At 56.9% G+C, this 15,722-nt stretch carries 12 protein-coding genes, 2 tRNA genes and 1 other RNA gene; 8 read left to right on the plus strand and 7 right to left on the minus strand.

The window, feature by feature from the left end; all coding sequences use genetic code 11:
* Positions 1 to 44: 44 nt before the first annotated feature.
* Positions 45 to 944 carry a patatin-like phospholipase RssA gene (rssA, locus tag GNG29_RS12700; RefSeq protein ID WP_103179923.1) on the minus strand — a complete coding sequence of 300 codons (900 nt, stop codon included), beginning with the start codon at positions 942 to 944 and terminating at the stop codon, positions 45 to 47.
* 114 nt (positions 945 to 1,058) lie between these two features.
* On the opposite strand from rssA, the gene GNG29_RS12705 reads away from it, so the two are divergent.
* The 5 genes from GNG29_RS12705 (at position 1,059) to GNG29_RS12725 (ending at position 2,940) form a co-directional block, all read left to right on the plus strand.
* A complete protein-coding gene (locus GNG29_RS12705) occupies positions 1,059 to 1,517 on the plus strand; it encodes a YchJ family protein (RefSeq protein WP_156654663.1) in 459 nt (152 codons plus the stop codon).
* 45 nt (positions 1,518 to 1,562) lie between these two features.
* Positions 1,563 to 2,405, plus strand: coding sequence for a formyltetrahydrofolate deformylase (purU, locus tag GNG29_RS12710; protein WP_103179925.1), 843 nt, complete (start codon positions 1,563 to 1,565; stop codon positions 2,403 to 2,405).
* Positions 2,406 to 2,560: 155 nt separating this feature from the next.
* Positions 2,561 to 2,645: transfer RNA gene (locus tag GNG29_RS12715), tRNA-Tyr, on the plus strand.
* A 43-nt stretch (positions 2,646 to 2,688) separates the two neighbouring features.
* Positions 2,689 to 2,820: non-coding RNA, RtT sRNA (locus GNG29_RS12720), on the plus strand.
* Positions 2,821 to 2,855: 35 nt separating this feature from the next.
* Positions 2,856 to 2,940: transfer RNA gene (locus GNG29_RS12725), tRNA-Tyr, on the plus strand.
* Between the two features lie 154 nt (positions 2,941 to 3,094).
* Here the strand turns inward: GNG29_RS12725 and GNG29_RS12730 are convergent.
* Positions 3,095 to 3,538, minus strand: coding sequence for an Lrp/AsnC family transcriptional regulator (locus GNG29_RS12730; protein WP_103179926.1), 444 nt, complete (start codon positions 3,536 to 3,538; stop codon positions 3,095 to 3,097).
* A 107-nt stretch (positions 3,539 to 3,645) separates the two neighbouring features.
* Here GNG29_RS12730 and GNG29_RS12735 point away from each other — a divergent pair, with 107 nt between their 5' ends.
* Positions 3,646 to 4,542, plus strand: a complete 897-nt coding sequence (locus tag GNG29_RS12735; protein WP_103179927.1) for a DMT family transporter — start codon at positions 3,646 to 3,648, stop codon at positions 4,540 to 4,542.
* Here GNG29_RS12735 and narI read toward each other — a convergent pair.
* The 5 genes from narI to GNG29_RS12760 form a co-directional block, all read right to left on the minus strand.
* Complete coding sequence (gene narI, locus GNG29_RS12740; RefSeq protein ID WP_103179928.1) at positions 4,539 to 5,216, minus strand: respiratory nitrate reductase subunit gamma; 678 nt, start codon at positions 5,214 to 5,216, stop codon at positions 4,539 to 4,541. The genes GNG29_RS12735 and narI overlap by 4 nt on opposite strands.
* Positions 5,216 to 5,926 carry a nitrate reductase molybdenum cofactor assembly chaperone gene (gene narJ / locus GNG29_RS12745; RefSeq protein WP_103179929.1) on the minus strand — a complete coding sequence of 237 codons (711 nt, stop codon included), beginning with the start codon at positions 5,924 to 5,926 and terminating at the stop codon, positions 5,216 to 5,218. The genes narI and narJ overlap by 1 nt, the downstream gene beginning before the upstream one ends.
* The gene (narH, locus tag GNG29_RS12750; RefSeq protein ID WP_103179930.1) at positions 5,923 to 7,458 is read right to left on the minus strand and encodes a nitrate reductase subunit beta; all 1,536 of its coding nucleotides are present in this window, start codon (positions 7,456 to 7,458) and stop codon (positions 5,923 to 5,925) included. The genes narJ and narH overlap by 4 nt, the downstream gene beginning before the upstream one ends.
* A complete protein-coding gene (locus GNG29_RS12755) occupies positions 7,455 to 11,198 on the minus strand; it encodes a nitrate reductase subunit alpha (RefSeq protein WP_156654664.1) in 3,744 nt (1,247 codons plus the stop codon). Before GNG29_RS12755 ends, narH begins: the two co-directional genes overlap by 4 nt.
* Positions 11,199 to 11,576: 378 nt before the next feature.
* Positions 11,577 to 12,971 carry a NarK family nitrate/nitrite MFS transporter gene (locus GNG29_RS12760; protein ID WP_103179932.1) on the minus strand — a complete coding sequence of 465 codons (1,395 nt, stop codon included), beginning with the start codon at positions 12,969 to 12,971 and terminating at the stop codon, positions 11,577 to 11,579.
* Positions 12,972 to 13,280: 309 nt separating this feature from the next.
* Here GNG29_RS12760 and narX point away from each other — a divergent pair, with 309 nt between their 5' ends.
* Positions 13,281 to 15,077: a nitrate/nitrite two-component system sensor histidine kinase NarX gene (narX, locus tag GNG29_RS12765; RefSeq protein ID WP_103179933.1), complete on the plus strand. Its 1,797-nt coding sequence runs from the start codon at positions 13,281 to 13,283 to the stop codon at positions 15,075 to 15,077.
* Entirely contained in the window at positions 15,070 to 15,720 is a 651-nt protein-coding gene (gene narL, locus GNG29_RS12770) for a two-component system response regulator NarL (RefSeq protein ID WP_032611305.1), read from the plus strand. The genes narX and narL overlap by 8 nt, the downstream gene beginning before the upstream one ends.
* Positions 15,721 to 15,722: the final 2 nt, after the last annotated feature.

Here is a 15,722-nt window from a genome sequence, read left to right on the forward strand (position 1 = left end):
CTATCGCCTGTCAGATTTTGCTGAAGTAATCAAAAAAAGGGTGCTCAGGCTGTTGCCCGCACTAAAGGTAATAATTCGTCCATTTTCTTTTCGACTGCCTGCGCGCCTGCGGTAATGGCCGCTTCAGCACGATGGAAATCGAGCGTTGAAATTTGTGGACAAAAAGGTTGAATCAATATATCCGGCGGATCACCCGCCATTCGGTTGCGCTTCAGGCGATTTTCCAGCACCTGAATCGACGTCGTCATGATTTCCATGGCGGTTGGCGCAGCAACCAGTTTACGGGTGGTTCGCGTGAAGCGTCCTCGCAGGCGTTTATGCCATGCGAGATCGTCCAGAGCGGACTCATCCGACTGGGTGTTAACCGGCATCAGATCCTGTTGCATCAGGTGAGCATCGTGCTGGAGATCGACGGCAATTACGATATCAGCCCCCATCGCACGGGTCAGTGAAATAGGGACAGGATTAACAACGCCACCGTCAACCAGCCAGTAACCATTGTGCGGAACCGGCGCCATCAGGCCCGGCATACTGCAGGAGGCGCGGACGGCAAGATGAATATCGCCTTCGGTAAACCAGATCTCCCTGCCGGTGCTGAGGTTGGTCGCAACCGCACCGAAAGGCATCTGACAGCTGGAGAATTCGGTCAGGGGCATCACCTGGCGAAAACGGTTAAAGACGCGCTCTCCGCGTAATAACCCGCCACGTTGCCAGGAGAGATCCATCAGGCGCAGGACGTCCCAGTAGCTAAACGATCGTACCCAGGTTTCCAGCTCGGGAAGCTTGCCACACGAATAGGCGGCCCCCACCAGTGAACCTATTGAACAGCCTGCAACAATATCAATTTCGATACCCAAACGTTGTAAGGCGTTGATCACACCAATATGCGACCAGCCCCGGGCTGCACCTGAGCCCAATGCCAGTCCAATTTTTACTTTTCTCATTAGCCCTGTTTAGCGTCCCCTGGATTCCTGCATAGCGTCATTGCAACCGCTCAGTTAACATAGTGCCACCCTGGCGTTATACGTCATTCATTTTTTAATTTCAGGAAGAGAATCGTGTCTCAACTCTGTCCCTGCGGTAGCGCTCTCGAGTATAGCCTATGTTGCCAACGATATCTTACCGGTGAGCAGGTTGCACCGGACCCGGCATCACTTATGCGCTCCCGATATGCCGCTTTTGTGACGCGGGACGCAGACTACCTGATTAAGACCTGGCATCCATCCTGCCATGCTACTGATTTTCGTCAGGAGATCGAGGCCGGATTTGCAAATACGCAGTGGCTCGGCCTCACTCAGTACGAAACGGCAGCAGGCCGGGATGAAAACGAGGGGTTCGTCAGTTTTGTTGCGCGCTTTACCGAGCAAGGAAGAGCGGGCGCGATCATCGAACGCTCGCGTTTCTTAAAGGAGGGCGGAGAGTGGTACTATATTGACGGCACGCGTCCACAGTTTGGTCGTAATGACCCCTGCCCTTGTGGTTCAGGCAAAAAATTTAAAAAGTGTTGCGGGCAATAAGGCCTGACAACACGATTCAAGCAAACACGTAAGGATTTTCCGGCAATGCAATCAACACAACGTAAAGTGCTGCGCACCATTTGTCCCGACCAGAAAGGGCTGATCGCCCGTATCACCAATATTTGCTACAAACATGAACTGAATATCGTGCAGAACAACGAGTTTGTTGATCACCGTACCGGCCGCTTCTTTATGCGTACCGAGCTGGAAGGGATCTTCAATGACGCGACGTTGCTGGCCGATCTGGACGGCGCGCTGCCGGAAGGTTCCGTGCGTGAACTGAACCCCGCCGGTCGCCGCCGGGTGGTGATCCTGGTTACCAAAGAGGCACACTGCCTTGGCGACCTGCTGATGAAAGCCAACTATGGCGGGTTGGATGTTGAGATCGCCGCGGTCATTGGTAACCACGAGACGCTGCGTACGCTGGTTGAGCGTTTTGATATTCCGTTTGAGCTGGTCAGCCATGAAGGCCATACCCGCGAAGAGCATGACAATTTAATGGCGCAGGCCATCGAAGCGCATAACCCGGATTACGTGGTGCTGGCGAAATATATGCGCGTCCTGACGCCGTCATTCGTTGCCCGCTTCCCGAATAAGATTATCAACATTCACCACTCGTTCCTGCCGGCTTTTATCGGCGCGCGTCCTTATCACCAGGCGTACGAACGCGGCGTGAAAATCATCGGCGCAACGGCACACTACGTGAATGACAATCTGGATGAAGGTCCAATCATCATGCAGGACGTGATTCATGTCGATCACACCTACACGGCGGAAGATATGATGCGTGCCGGCCGCGACGTTGAAAAAAATGTCTTAAGCCGCGCGCTCTATCAGGTGCTGGCGCAACGCGTCTTTGTCTACGGTAACCGAACGATTATTCTTTAATCCTTTATAAAATGAATTGATTGCTTTGCGTCTTTATGCGTAAAAATCAGGCAAACGATTCATTTATGCAAAGGAAGTCTTTACAGGGGCGCGTCATTTGATATGATGCGCCCCGCTTCCCACAAGGAAGCAGGCCAGTAAAAGCATTACCCCGTGGTGGGGTTCCCGAGCGGCCAAAGGGAGCAGACTGTAAATCTGCCGTCATCGACTTCGAAGGTTCGAATCCTTCCCCCACCACCATTATTCACCACAGCGATGTGGTAATACCGATGAGATATAGCGATGTTTGCACTTGTCGGGAAGGGTGAGAACCTTCGATTAAGGTTCGAGTCGAGCGCAAGCGAGACAACGTTGCCAGAGGCAACGGCCCGGAGGGTGAGGAGCGAAGCGACGAATAATCCTTCCCCCACCACCATCTTCAAGTTTCACCTCAAAATCTGAATTACCCCTGGTGGGGTTCCCGAGCGGCCAAAGGGAGCAGACTGTAAATCTGCCGTCACAGACTTCGAAGGTTCGAATCCTTCCCCCACCACCATCACTTCTAAATCGCTTTAAACTTCTCAGTTAAAAAATAAATAGTCTTGCTGTTCCGCGCACCTTTTCCCCGGTGGCGCTGCGCTTACCGGGGCTACAAAACCGTACCATACTCGTAGGCCGGGTAAGGCGCAGCCGCCACCCGGCGAAATCCCTTACAACGGGGGCAACCGACGGGTCACCGGTGAACTCTTCACAATCGAGGTGTTGCACTGCGCATGTTCTGCCAGTCCATCCAGCAACGTATCCAGTTGTTCAATGGAGCGCACCACCAGGCGGATAACGAAACAGTCCTCGCCGGTCACTTTGTCGCTTTCAATACACTCGGGCATCTGCTGGATGTATTTATCCACTTTATGCAATAACCCCGGTAACGGTCGCACGCGCACCAGCGCCTGCAGCGTGTAACCCAGCGCGGCCAGGTTTACCCGCGCACCATACCCCTGAATGATGCCCCGCTCTTCCAGCCTTTTTAAGCGTTCTGCCGTACTGGGTGATGTGAGCCCAACCCGGGCGCTTAAGACTTTCAGCGACATACGCGCATCCTCTACCAGACAACGCAGAATATGGCGGTCGATCTCATCGATAAGGTAATCCATAACATTCACCTAATTTATAAAAGCAAACCTCTCCTTTTACCTTAATTCAGCGCTGTTAAATCGGACACCGTTTTTTAACAATAGAGGCAATAATCAGGAGGTGTACGATGCGCGACATTCAACAAGGCGTCTGGCAGATGAGCCTGGCGATGCTGATATCCGGCTCTATCGGGGCTTTTGTGCTGCTTTCCGGCTTGCCGGTCACTGACGTAGTGTTCTGGCGCTGTCTGATCGGCGCCATGGCGCTGTTTCTTTTTATTCGTTTCAGTAAACGCCCTTTTAGCCCGTTAACCAAAGTAACCCTGGGTCTGGCCATTCTTGGCGGCATTGCGCTGGTCGTTAACTGGCTGCTGCTGTTTGCCGCGTTCGAACGTATCTCCATCGGACTTTCGACGGTGGTCTATAACACCCAGCCCTTTATGCTGGTGTTAATGGGTATGCTGATGGGCGAGCGGGTGAGTCTGGTGAAATGGGGCTGGCTGTTCCTCGCCTTTGGCGGGGTGGTGATTTTGCTCTCCAGCGAGCTGACCGGCGGACACAGCGCACAATGGCTTTCGGGGATCGGCCTCGCGCTGGGTGCCGCTTTCTTTTACGCCCTCACTGCCATTATCACGCGCAAATTACAGACCATTACACCGCAGCACATCGCCTTTATCCAGGTGTTAACCGGTGTGGTGATGCTGCTGCCGCTGGCGCATATGCCGACCTTCTCCCGCGATTTCCCGTGGGCGATTCTGCTGACGCTGGGCATCGTGCACACGGGGGTGATGTATCAACTGTTATACAGCGCCATTCAGAAGCTCCCTACTCCCATCATCGGCTCGCTGTCATTTATCTATCCGGTCGTCGCGCTCGTTGTCGATAACCTGCTGTTTGGGCATGCGCTCAGCCTTACCCAACTGGCTGGCGGAGCGCTGATCCTGTTTGCCGCTGCGGGTAACAACCTCGGCTGGGGCGAAAAAAAACCCCGCCAGAGCGGGGTTGAGATGAAAACGGCGGATTAGCGACGGGCGCGCACAATCTGGTATTTGCGCGTCATGTACTCCACCGGCGCGCTCCAGATATGCACCAGACGGGAGAACGGGAACAGCAGGAACAGCGTCATGCCCAGCACCAGGTGCACGCGGAAGATAAACGCCACGCCGTCCAGATGCTCAGACGCACCGCCATGGAAGGTCACCACCGACTGTGCCCAACCCACCAGCTTCAGCATTTCGCTGCCGTCCATGTGCTGAGCCGAGAACGGAATGGTCAGCAGACCCAGCGCGCACTGCACCATCAGCAAGGTGAGGATCAGGATATCCGCCCCGGTGGTGGTGGCGCGAACGCGCGGGCTGAACAGACGACGCTTCAGCAGCATCAGGCCGCCCACCAGGGTCATCAGGCCGCAGGCGCCGCCGGCAATCATCGCCATCTTCTGCTTCACGTCCATCGGCAGGAAGGATTCATACATCCAGTGCGGGGTGAGCATTCCGAGGAAGTGACCGGCAAAAATCCCCAGAATCCCGAAGTGGAACAGGTTGGATGCCATGTTCATCCCTTTGCGATCCAGCATCTGGCTGGAGGCGGCGCGCCAGGTGTACTGGCCGTAGTCGTAACGCAGCCAGCTACCAATCAGAAATACCGAACCCGCAATGTACGGATAGATATCGAAGAAGAACATATTCAGGAAGTGCATTATTGCTGTCCTCCGTTAGAGATATTCAAATATTGCGGGGCAACGGCACCGGCAAAACGACGCTGGTGAGCAGAGATTTCCGATTCACCGCAGCTCTGGTCAGCAAAGAACTTCACCTGCTCCTCTTCCCAGACCGCATCCAGCGCCTGTGGGGTGTCGTCGCGCGCTTCATCGGCGATTTTCTCCGCCACTTTTTCACTGTCGACCGAGGCGTTAGCCAGCTTCACCAGCAGTTCGAACAGCACCGCATAGCGGCTTTCACGCTGTTGCAGACGCGCGCTCAGTAACGCCAGGATCGGGGCGATATCCTGCAGGCCGCCCAGCGCCTCTTCTTTTGGCAGCTGTGCCAGATACTCCAGGTAGAGCGGCAGATGATCCGGCAGCTCGCGGCTGTCGAGATGCAGGCCGTGCTGCTCATACTGGGCCATTAAATCCACCATCGCCTGACCGCGATCGCGGGACTCGCCGTGAACATGTTCAAACAGGAGCAGCGAGGTGGCGCGGCCCCGGTCGAACAGCTGGCTGTAGTCAGACTGCGCATCCAGCAGATCGCGCGCTAACAGATCGCGGAGGAAAACGCCCAGTTTCTGGGCATCCTCTTTATCCAGGTTTTCCGATGACGCGAGTGCATCGAAGAGTTCCTGTTGATGCTGCGCCAGCGCAGCATCCGGGTACTCGAGCAGACGCGAAACAATGACGAGTTCAATCATTGGTGCGGCTCCGTTTTGCTGGTCACATCCATCGCGTCGATGCGGCGGCTGTTGAACAGGTTGAATTTGTTGTCTGAACCGTGGCAACCGTCGCCGAAGGTAAAGCCACACCCGCTTTTCTCCGGGAAGGCTTCACGCGCCAGCTCACGGTGGCTGCTCGGCACCACGAAACGGTCTTCGTAGTTGGCAATCGCCAGGTAGCGGTACATCTCCTGGGCCTGGGCTTCGCTTAAGCCCACCTCTTCCAGGGCGCGGGTATCGATGACGCCGTCAACGGTTTCCGCGCGTTTGAAGTGGCGCATCGCCAGCATACGTTTCAGGGCCAGCAGCACCGGCTGGGTATCCCCTGCGGTGAGCAGGTTCGCCAGGTACTGAACCGGGATACGCAGGCTTTCGACGTCCGGCAGGATTCCGTTGCTGCCGAGCTCACCGGCATCCGCCGCAGACTGGATTGGCGACAGAGGCGGCACGTACCAGACCATCGGCAATGTGCGGTATTCCGGATGCAGCGGCAGGGCCAGCTTCCAGTCCATCGCCATTTTGTAGACCGGCGACTGCTGCGCGGCGTCGATCACGCTCTGCGGAATACCGTCCTTCAGCGCCTGGGCGATCACCTTCGGATCGTTCGGATCGAGGAACACATCCAGCTGACGCTGATAGAGATCTTTCTCGTTCTCGGTGCTCGCCGCGTTCTCAATCGCGTCAGCGTCATAGAGCAGTACGCCGAGGTAGCGAATACGGCCTACACAGCTCTCGGAGCAGACGGTTGGCATCCCGGCTTCGATACGCGGGTAGCAGAAGATGCACTTCTCAGACTTACCGCTCTTCCAGTTAAAGTAGATCTTTTTGTACGGGCAGCCGGTGATGCACATACGCCAGCCGCGGCACTTGTCCTGGTCGATCAGCACGATGCCATCTTCTTCACGCTTGTAGATGGCGCCGCTCGGACAGGTGGCGACACACGCCGGGTTGAGGCAGTGTTCGCACAGGCGCGGCAGGTACATCATGAAGGTGTTTTCGAACTGGCCGTACATCGCCTTCTGCATGTTCTCGAAGTTCTGGTCTTTGGCGCGTTTTTCGAACTCGCCGCCCAGAATCTCTTCCCAGTTTGGCCCGCTGGTGATCTTGTCCATGCGCTGACCGGTGATCAGCGAGCGTGGACGGGCGATCGGCTGGTGTTTGCTCTCCGGCGCGTTGTGCAGGTTCTGGTAGTCAAAATCAAACGGCTCGTAGTAATCATCGATGCCCGGCAGATGCGGGTTAGCAAAGATTTTACCCAGCAGCAGCGCGCGGTTACCCATGCGCGGCTGCAGCTTGCCGTTGATTTTACGGATCCAGCCGCCCTTCCACTTCTCCTGGTTTTCCCAGTCGGTCGGGAAGCCGGTGCCCGGCTTGCTTTCCACGTTGTTGAACCAGGCGTACTCCATCCCTTCCCGGCTGGTCCAGACATTTTTACAGGTGACTGAGCAGGTGTGACAGCCGATGCATTTATCCAGATTCAGCACCATGCCGACTTGTGAACGAATTTTCATTTTACGCTCTCCTGTACCTGGTCACACCCTTCGCCGTCTAACCAGTTAATGTTCTTCATCTTACGTACCACCACGAACTCATCGCGGTTCGATCCTACGGTGCCGTAGTAGTTAAAGCCGTAGGCCAGCTGGGCATAACCGCCGATCATATGGGTTGGTTTCGGCGTAATACGGGTCACAGAGTTGTGGATCCCGCCGCGCTGCTCGGTGATCTCAGACCCCGGCAGGTTCACGATGCGTTCCTGCGCGTGGTACATCATGGTCATCCCGGCCGGTACGCGCTGGCTTACCACCGCACGCGCCGTCAGGGCGCCGTTACTGTTGAAGACTTCGATCCAGTCGTTATCTTCGATCCCCAGATCTTTGGCGTCCGCTTCACTCATCCAGACAATCGGACCACCACGGGACAGGGTCAGCATCAGCAGGTTGTCGCTGTAGGTGGAGTGGATACCCCACTTCTGGTGCGGCGTCAGGAAGTTCAGTGCCTTCTCCGGGTTGCCGTTCGATTTCGCGCCCATCACCGCTTTCACCGAGCGGGTGTCGATTGGCGGACGGTACACCAGCAGGCTTTCACCGAAGTCACGCATCCACTGGTGATCCTGATACAGGGACTGACGCCCGGAGAGGGTACGCCATGGGATCAGCTCGTGAACGTTGGTGTAACCCGCGTTGTAAGAGACATGCTCATCTTCCAGGCCAGACCAGGTCGGGCTGGAGATAATTTTGCGCGGCTGGGCCTGAATATCACGGAAGCGGATCTTCTCGTCTTCTTTGTTCAGCGCCAGATGGGTATGGTCGCGACCGGTAAACTCGCTCAGCGCCGCCCAGGCTTTCACCGACACCTGACCGTTGGTTTCCGGTGCCAGGGTGAGGATCATCTCTGCCGCATCAATCGCCGTATTCAGCATCGGCTGGCCTTTCGCCGGGCCGTCTGCCTTGGTGTAATTGAGCTTACGCAGCAGATCCATCTCGCTCTGGGTATTCCAGGCGATCCCCTTCCCGCCGTTACCGATTTTCTCCATCAGCGGGCCGATAGAGGTAAAGCGTTCGTAAGTGGCCGGGTAGTCACGTTCAACCGGAATAATGTGCGGTGCAGTTACGCCCGGGATCAGGTCGCATTCGCCTTTTTTCCAGTCCTTCACGTCCAGCGGCTGCGCCAGTTCGGCGGCGGAGTCGTGCTGGATGGGCAGCGTCACCACGTCGGTCTCTTTGCCAAGGTGCCCTACGCAGACTTCAGAGAATTTCTTCGCGATCTCTTTGTAGATATCCCAGTCGCTTTTCGATTCCCACGCCGGGTCAACGGCCGCAGAGAGCGGATGAATAAACGGATGCATATCCGAGGTATTCATGTCGTCTTTTTCGTACCAGGTAGCGGTAGGCAGCACGATATCGGAGTACAGGCAGGTACTGGAGAGACGGAAGTCGAGGGTCACCACCAGATCCAGCTTGCCGTCGAGACCGTTGTCTTTCCACTCCACCTCTTCCGGCTTCACGCCGCCCTGCTTGCCGAGATCTTTGCCCTGGATGCCGTTTTCGGTACCGAGCAGGTATTTCAGCATGTACTCGTGACCTTTACCGGACGAGCCCAACAGGTTGGAGCGCCAGATGAACAGATTACGCGGATGGTTTTTACCGTTTTCCGGCTGTTCTGCCGCGAAACGGATGGAACCCTCTTTCAGGGATTTGACGGTGTAATCCACCGGGGTCATGCCCGCTTTCTTCGCCGCTTCCGCAATGCGCAGCGGGTTAGTACCCAACTGAGGCGCGGAGGGCAGCCAGCCCATGCGTTCAGCGCGGACGTTGAAGTCGATCAGGTGACCGCTGTAGCGGGATTTATCCGCCATCGGCGACAGCAGCTCCTGCGCGGTAACCGTCTCGTAGCGCCACTGGCTGGAGTGGTTATAGAAATAAGAGGTGCTGTTCATGTGACGCGCCGGACGCTGCCAGTCAAGGGCAAACGCCAGCGGCTGCCAGCCGGTCTGCGGACGCAGTTTTTCCTGGCCCACGTAGTGTGCCCAGCCGCCGCCGCTCTGACCCACGCAGCCGCAGAAGATCAGCATGTTGATCAAACCGCGATAGTTCATATCGAGGTGATACCAGTGGTTCAGACCGGCACCGACGATGATCATTGAACGACCGTGGGTCTTATCGGCGTTATCGGCAAACTCACGTGCGGTACGGATAATCTGCGCCCGTGGAACGCCGGTGATCTGCTCCGCCCAGGCCGGGGTGTACGCTTTTACGTCGTCATAGCTGGTGGCGCAGTTTTCATCACCGAGACCGCGCTCCAGGCCGTAGTTGGCCAGGGTCAGGTCATACACGGTGGTCACCAGGGCGCTAGAGCCGTCGGCGAGCTGCAGGCGTTTCACCGGCAGTTTGTGCATCAGGACGTTCTGCAGCTCCACCTTGTTGAAGTGCTCGGAGCCTTCGCCGCCGAAATACGGGAAGCCAACATCGGCGATCTCGTCCTGGCTGCCCAGCATGCTGAGGCGCAGTTCGGTCTCTTCACCCGTCGTGCCGTTACGCTGCTCAAGGTTCCATTTACCTTTCTCGCCCCAGCGGAAACCGATAGAGCCGTTCGGTGCAACCAGCTCGCCATTGCTGTTACAGGCAACGGTTTTCCACTCCGGATTGTTTTCCTGGCCCAGCGCATCCACCAGATCGGCGGCACGCAGCATGCGGCCTGCGGCATAGTAGCCGTCACGCTCTTCGAGCATGACCAGCATTGGCATGTCGGTGTAACGACGCACGTAGTCGGTAAAGTACTGGCTTGGCTTGTCGACGTGGAACTCACGCAGCATGACGTGGCCCATCGCCAGCGCCATGGCCGCATCGGTACCCTGCTTCGGTGCCAGCCACAGGTCGCACAGCTTGGCGATTTCGGCGTAGTCCGGCGTCACGGCTACGGTTTTGGTGCCTTTGTAACGCACTTCGGTAAAGAAGTGGGCATCCGGGGTACGGGTCTGCGGAACGTTAGAGCCCCAGGCGATGATGTAGCTGGAGTTGTACCAGTCGGCGGATTCCGGAACGTCGGTCTGCTCACCCCAGGTCTGCGGAGAGGCAGGCGGCAGGTCGCAGTACCAGTCGTAGAAGCTCAGGCAGGTGCCGCCGATCAGCGACAGATAACGCGCGCCAGAGGCGTAGGAGACCATCGACATCGCCGGGATTGGCGAGAAGCCTGCCACGCGGTCCGGGCCGTAGGTTTTCACGGTATAGACGTTGGAAGCGGCAATCAGCTCATTCACTTCCTGCCAGGAGGAGCGTACAAAGCCGCCGCGACCGCGAGCCTGTTTGAAGCTCTTCGCTTTGTCGGCATCTTCGATAATAGAGGCCCAGGCCAGAACCGGATCGCTGTGCTGCGCTTTCGCTTCACGCCACATTTTCATCAGGCGTTTACGCATCAGCGGGTATTTCAGGCGGTTAGCGCTGTAGAGATACCAGGAGTAGCTGGCACCACGGGGACAGCCGCGCGGTTCGTGGTTTGGCATATCCGGGCGGGTGCGCGGGTAGTCGGTCTGCTGCATTTCCCAAGTCACCAGACCATTTTTGACGAAAATCTTCCAGCTACAGGAGCCGGTGCAGTTTACGCCGTGGGTCGAACGTACGACTTTGTCATGTTGCCAGCGCTGACGGTAACCGTCTTCCCAGTCCCGGTTAGTCTCCAGAACTTGGCCGTGCCCATCGGCAAATGTTTCGCCCTTCTGTTTGAAGTAGCGAAACCGGTCCAAAAATTTGCTCATCGGGTATCTCCTGTATGGAGCCTGTGGCTCTCTAAATCGACATTGCTGATTTGCAGCGAAGGTAACGCTCTGAAAGAGGAGGAGAATTGATAACGATCAAGGGGAGCTGGGGATGTTCAGAAGGGTAAATTTTCGACTACCACCAAAGCGGTACAGAATACAATAATGTAACTCACTGTTTTATATGGTCATTATTTATTTATCCTACAAAAGCGCGCGTAACATTTAACCCCAGCGGTATTAAGGGGTAGGTAAGCCTGTTTAGCGATGGCGATCACAGTGGCCGCATGCTAACGGCGGCTCACCCCTCAAGTATGTTGTAACTAATTGCAGGCTAAAAAAAGCGCGGCACCAGGCCGCGCAAACGGATAATCAAACTTACTTTTTATTAGAATTCCGTCCGTATACCAGCCAGGTGACAAACACGCAGACGATATAGAAAATCAGGAACACCTTCATCGCACCCGCCGGCGAGCCGGTCAGATCCAGCGAGATACCAAAAGCTTTCGGAATAAAGAACCCGCCAATCGCGCCGATCGCTGAGATAAAGCCCAGTGCGGCTGCGGTGTCAGTAGCCGCCTCACGCATCGCCTGCTGCTCAGTGCCGCCCTGCGCTTTAACGCGATCCATCGTCAGTTTACGGAAGATCACCGAAATCATCTGGAAGGTGGAAGCACTCCCCAGCCCGGCGGTCAGGAACAGCACCATAAAGACCGCGAAGAAGGCGCCGAAGTTGCCGCCCACGCCGTTTACCGGCAGGGTCATAAACAGCAGGGCACAGAAGATAGCCATCACCACAAAGTTCACCAGCGTGACGCGGGTGCCGCCCAGACGGTCAGAGATCATCCCGCCGGTAGAGCGTGCCAGGGCACCAATAAACGGCCCGAAGAAGGCGTAGTGCAGGATCTGCACATCCGGGAACTGGGTTTTGGACAGCATCGCAAACCCGGCAGAGAAGCCGATAAAGGAGCCGAACGTTGCCAGATAGAGCAGCGCCATGATCCACAGGTGGGCGCGCTTCAGCACCGGCAGCTGTTCGCTGAGCGACGCTTTCGATGCCGCCAGGTCGTTCATGCCAAACCATGCGGCCAGGGTAAAGACCACCAGGAACGGTACCCAGATCCACGCCGCATTCTGCAGGAACAGGTACGAGCCATCAGCCTGCTCCACGCCTGCGCCACCAAAGGCCGCAAAGATAGAGACCGAGATCGCCAGCGGCGCAATCAGCTGCATTACGCTGACGCCCATGTTGCCCAGGCCGCCGTTGATCCCCAGCGCCCCGCCCTGCTTCTGTTTCGGGAAGAAGAAGCTGATGTTCGCCATGCTGGAGGCAAAGTTTGCCCCTGCAAAGCCGCACAGCAGAGAGATGATCACGAAGGTGCTAAACGGTGTAGAGGTATCCTGTACCGCAAAGCCGAGCCAGACGCACGGAATGATCATGATGCCGGTACTGAACGCGGTCCAGCGGCGTCCGCCGAACACCGGTACCATAAAGGCATAAGGGACACGCAGCAGTGCGCCGGAGAGCGCAGGCAGCGCGGTTAACATAAACAGCTGATCGGTGGTAAACGTGAAGCCCACTTTCGGCAGGTTAACGGCGACGGCGCTGAACAGCATCCAGACGCAGAACGCCAGCAGCAGACAGGGAACGGAAATCCACAGATTACGACTTGCTACACGTTTGCCGCGCTGTTGCCAGAACGCCGGATCTTCCGGACGCCACTCGGTAATGACTGCGCCAGAATCCCTTTCGGGGGTAGTAGAGTGACTCATAGACACCTCTGATTCTTAAAAGTTGCCACAAAGATCAGGGTTTTAAGCCGACAGGAAGTTGATATAAATCAATGGGAAGGTGGGCAATTTTATGGCCTGAAAATCGCTATCCTCCAAAGTGAGTAGCGCTTTTCAGTGAAAAAGGTGTGGTTTTTCACGGTACTGCTCCCCCCGCTTACCCCTCTCCTCCCATTCACCCCTCCAATGGCAATTAGTAGGTAATCCTTTTGGGGTATGGGTATACTCCAGGGGTTGCCTGAGAATAGAGTTCTTGCCGAGTCCAGGCATTGTCAGGAGCCAGACTGCCCTATGTTTAAACGCTGTTTTTCACCACTCACGCTGGTTAACCAACTGGTGCTGATTGTCATGCTGTCTACCGGGATCGGGGTGACAGGGATGGCGATCTCCGGCTGGCTGGTTCAGGGCGTTCAGGGCAGCGCGCACGCCATTAATAAGGCCGGTTCACTGCGTATGCAGAGTTATCGCCTGCTGGCGGCCATCCCACTGGAAGCCAAAGACCAGGCGTTACTCGACGAAATGGAAGCAACGGCGTTCAGCCCCGAACTGGAAATTGCCGCCCGCCGCGATCGTCAGCAGGCGCAGTTGAAGGCCCTGCAGACTTACTGGCATACCCAGTTAATGCCCGGGCTGCGACAGGCGCGTAATCCGGATGCGGTAGCCCAGGATGTCTCCGGCTTTGTCAGCCGTCTGGATACTCTGGTTTCGGCGTTCGATCACAGCACCGAGCTGCGTATCGGCCGGGTAGTATTGTTGCAGCAACTGATGGCGGTCTTCATGGGGTTGCTGCTGGTCTTCACCATCCTCTGGCTGCGCGCCCGGCTGTTGCACCCCTGGCGCCAGCTGCTGGCGATGGCCCGCGCCGTGACCCAGCGTGATTTTACCCAGCGCGCCCACATCAACGGACGCAATGAGATGGCGATGCTCGGCGAGGCGCTGAACACCATGTCCGGCGAGCTGGCCGAGAGTTATGCGGTGCTGGAGCAGCGCGTGCGTGAAAAAACCGCCGGGCTGGAGCAGAAAAACGAGATCCTCTCCTTCCTCTGGCAGGCCAACCGCCGCCTGCACTCCCAGGTGCCGCTGTGCGAGCGCCTCTCGCCGGTGCTTAACGGCCTGCAGAATCTGACCCAGCTGCACGACATCGAACTGCGCGTATACGACCTGGAAGATGAAGAGAATCATCAGGAATTTACCTGTCAGTCGGATGCCAGCTGCGATGAAATTGGCTGCCACCTCTGCCCGCGCGGCCTGTCGCCGCTGACCACCAGCGGGACAACCCTGAAGTGGCGCCTGGCAGATAACCTGACGCAATATGGCATCTTACTGGCAACGCTGCCCGCCGGACGTCATCTCAGCCACGATCAGCAGCAGCTGGTCGATACGCTGGTGGAGCAGCTGACCGCGACGTTAGCCCTCGACCGTCATCAGGAAAAACAGCAGCAGTTGATTGTGATGGAAGAGCGCGCCACCATTGCCCGCGAACTGCATGACTCTATCGCCCAGTCCCTCTCCTGCATGAAGATGCAGGTCAGCTGTCTACAGATGCAGGACACGGATCTGCCGGAGAGCAGCAAGCAGCTTCTGAGCCAGATCCGCAACGAGCTGAACACCTCCTGGATACAATTGCGTGAACTGCTGACCACCTTCCGCCTGCAATTGACGGAGCCCGGCCTGCGGCCTGCCCTGGAGGCCAGCTGTCAGGAGTTTAGCGCCCGGCTCGGCTTCACCGTCTCGCTGGACTATCAGCTACCACCCCGTTTCGTGCCCTCTCATCAGGCTATTCATCTGCTGCAGATCGCCCGGGAGGCGTTAAGCAACGCCCTGAAACACGCCGGGGCGACGGCGGTCTCGCTCACCGTGAGCCAGCACGAAAACCAGGTCAGGCTGGTGGTGCGTGACAACGGCTGCGGGATCCCGGAAAACGCCGAACGCAGTAACCACTATGGTCTGATTATTATGCGAGACCGCGCGCAAAGCCTGCGCGGAGATTGTCAGGTCCGCCGGAGCGAATCGGGCGGAACGGACGTTATCGTCACCTTTATTCCCGAAAAGCCTCTTTTCACTGCTCAAGGAGAACATCATGTCTAATCAGGAGCCCGCTACAATCCTGTTGATCGACGACCATCCGATGCTGCGCACCGGTGTTAAACAACTTATCAGCATGGCGTCGGATATCACCGTCGTGGGCGAAGCCAGCAACGGGGAACAGGGCATTGAACTGGCCGAGGCCCTCGATCCTGACTTGATCCTGCTCGACCTGAATATGCCCGGCATGAACGGCCTCGAAACCCTGGATAAGCTGCGCGAAAAATCGCTCTCCGGGCGCGTGGTGGTCTTCAGCGTCTCCAACCATGAAGAGGATGTGGTCACCGCCCTGAAACGTGGCGCCGACGGCTACCTGCTGAAAGACATGGAGCCGGAAGATCTGCTGAAATCGCTGCAACAGGCGGCGGCTGGCGACATGGTGCTGAGCGAAGCGTTGACCCCGGTACTGGCGGCCAGCCTGCGCGCCAACCGTGCCACCTCCGATCGCGACGTCAGCCAGTTGACCCCGCGCGAGCGCGATATCCTCAAGCTCATTGCCCAGGGATTGCCAAACAAGATGATCGCCCGCCGTCTGGACATCACCGAAAGCACGGTCAAAGTCCATGTGAAGCATATGCTGAAGAAGATGAAGCTGAAGTCACGGGTGGAAGCGGCGGTCTGGGTACACCAGGAGCGCATTTTCTGAGT

Origin of the sequence: Leclercia sp. Colony189 (genome assembly GCF_009740165.1) — a bacterium.
Classification (GTDB): Bacteria; Pseudomonadota; Gammaproteobacteria; order Enterobacterales; family Enterobacteriaceae; genus Enterobacter.

What these genes read in the sequence shown, in the direction of transcription:
- rssA (WP_103179923.1), bottom strand. Translation starts at nt 944, where the DNA reads ATGAGAAAAGTAAAAATTGGACTGGCATTGGGCTCAGGTGCAGCCCGG.
- purU (WP_103179925.1), top strand. Translation starts at nt 1,563, where the DNA reads ATGCAATCAACACAACGTAAAGTGCTGCGCACCATTTGTCCCGACCAG.
- GNG29_RS12730 (WP_103179926.1), bottom strand. Translation starts at nt 3,538, where the DNA reads ATGGATTACCTTATCGATGAGATCGACCGCCATATTCTGCGTTGTCTG.
- GNG29_RS12735 (WP_103179927.1), top strand. Translation starts at nt 3,646, where the DNA reads ATGCGCGACATTCAACAAGGCGTCTGGCAGATGAGCCTGGCGATGCTG.
- narI (WP_103179928.1), bottom strand. Translation starts at nt 5,216, where the DNA reads ATGCACTTCCTGAATATGTTCTTCTTCGATATCTATCCGTACATTGCG.
- narJ (WP_103179929.1), bottom strand. Translation starts at nt 5,926, where the DNA reads ATGATTGAACTCGTCATTGTTTCGCGTCTGCTCGAGTACCCGGATGCT.
- narH (WP_103179930.1), bottom strand. Translation starts at nt 7,458, where the DNA reads ATGAAAATTCGTTCACAAGTCGGCATGGTGCTGAATCTGGATAAATGC.
- GNG29_RS12755 (WP_156654664.1), bottom strand. Translation starts at nt 11,198, where the DNA reads ATGAGCAAATTTTTGGACCGGTTTCGCTACTTCAAACAGAAGGGCGAA.
- GNG29_RS12760 (WP_103179932.1), bottom strand. Translation starts at nt 12,971, where the DNA reads ATGAGTCACTCTACTACCCCCGAAAGGGATTCTGGCGCAGTCATTACC.
- narX (WP_103179933.1), top strand. Translation starts at nt 13,281, where the DNA reads ATGTTTAAACGCTGTTTTTCACCACTCACGCTGGTTAACCAACTGGTG.
- narL (WP_032611305.1), top strand. Translation starts at nt 15,070, where the DNA reads ATGTCTAATCAGGAGCCCGCTACAATCCTGTTGATCGACGACCATCCG.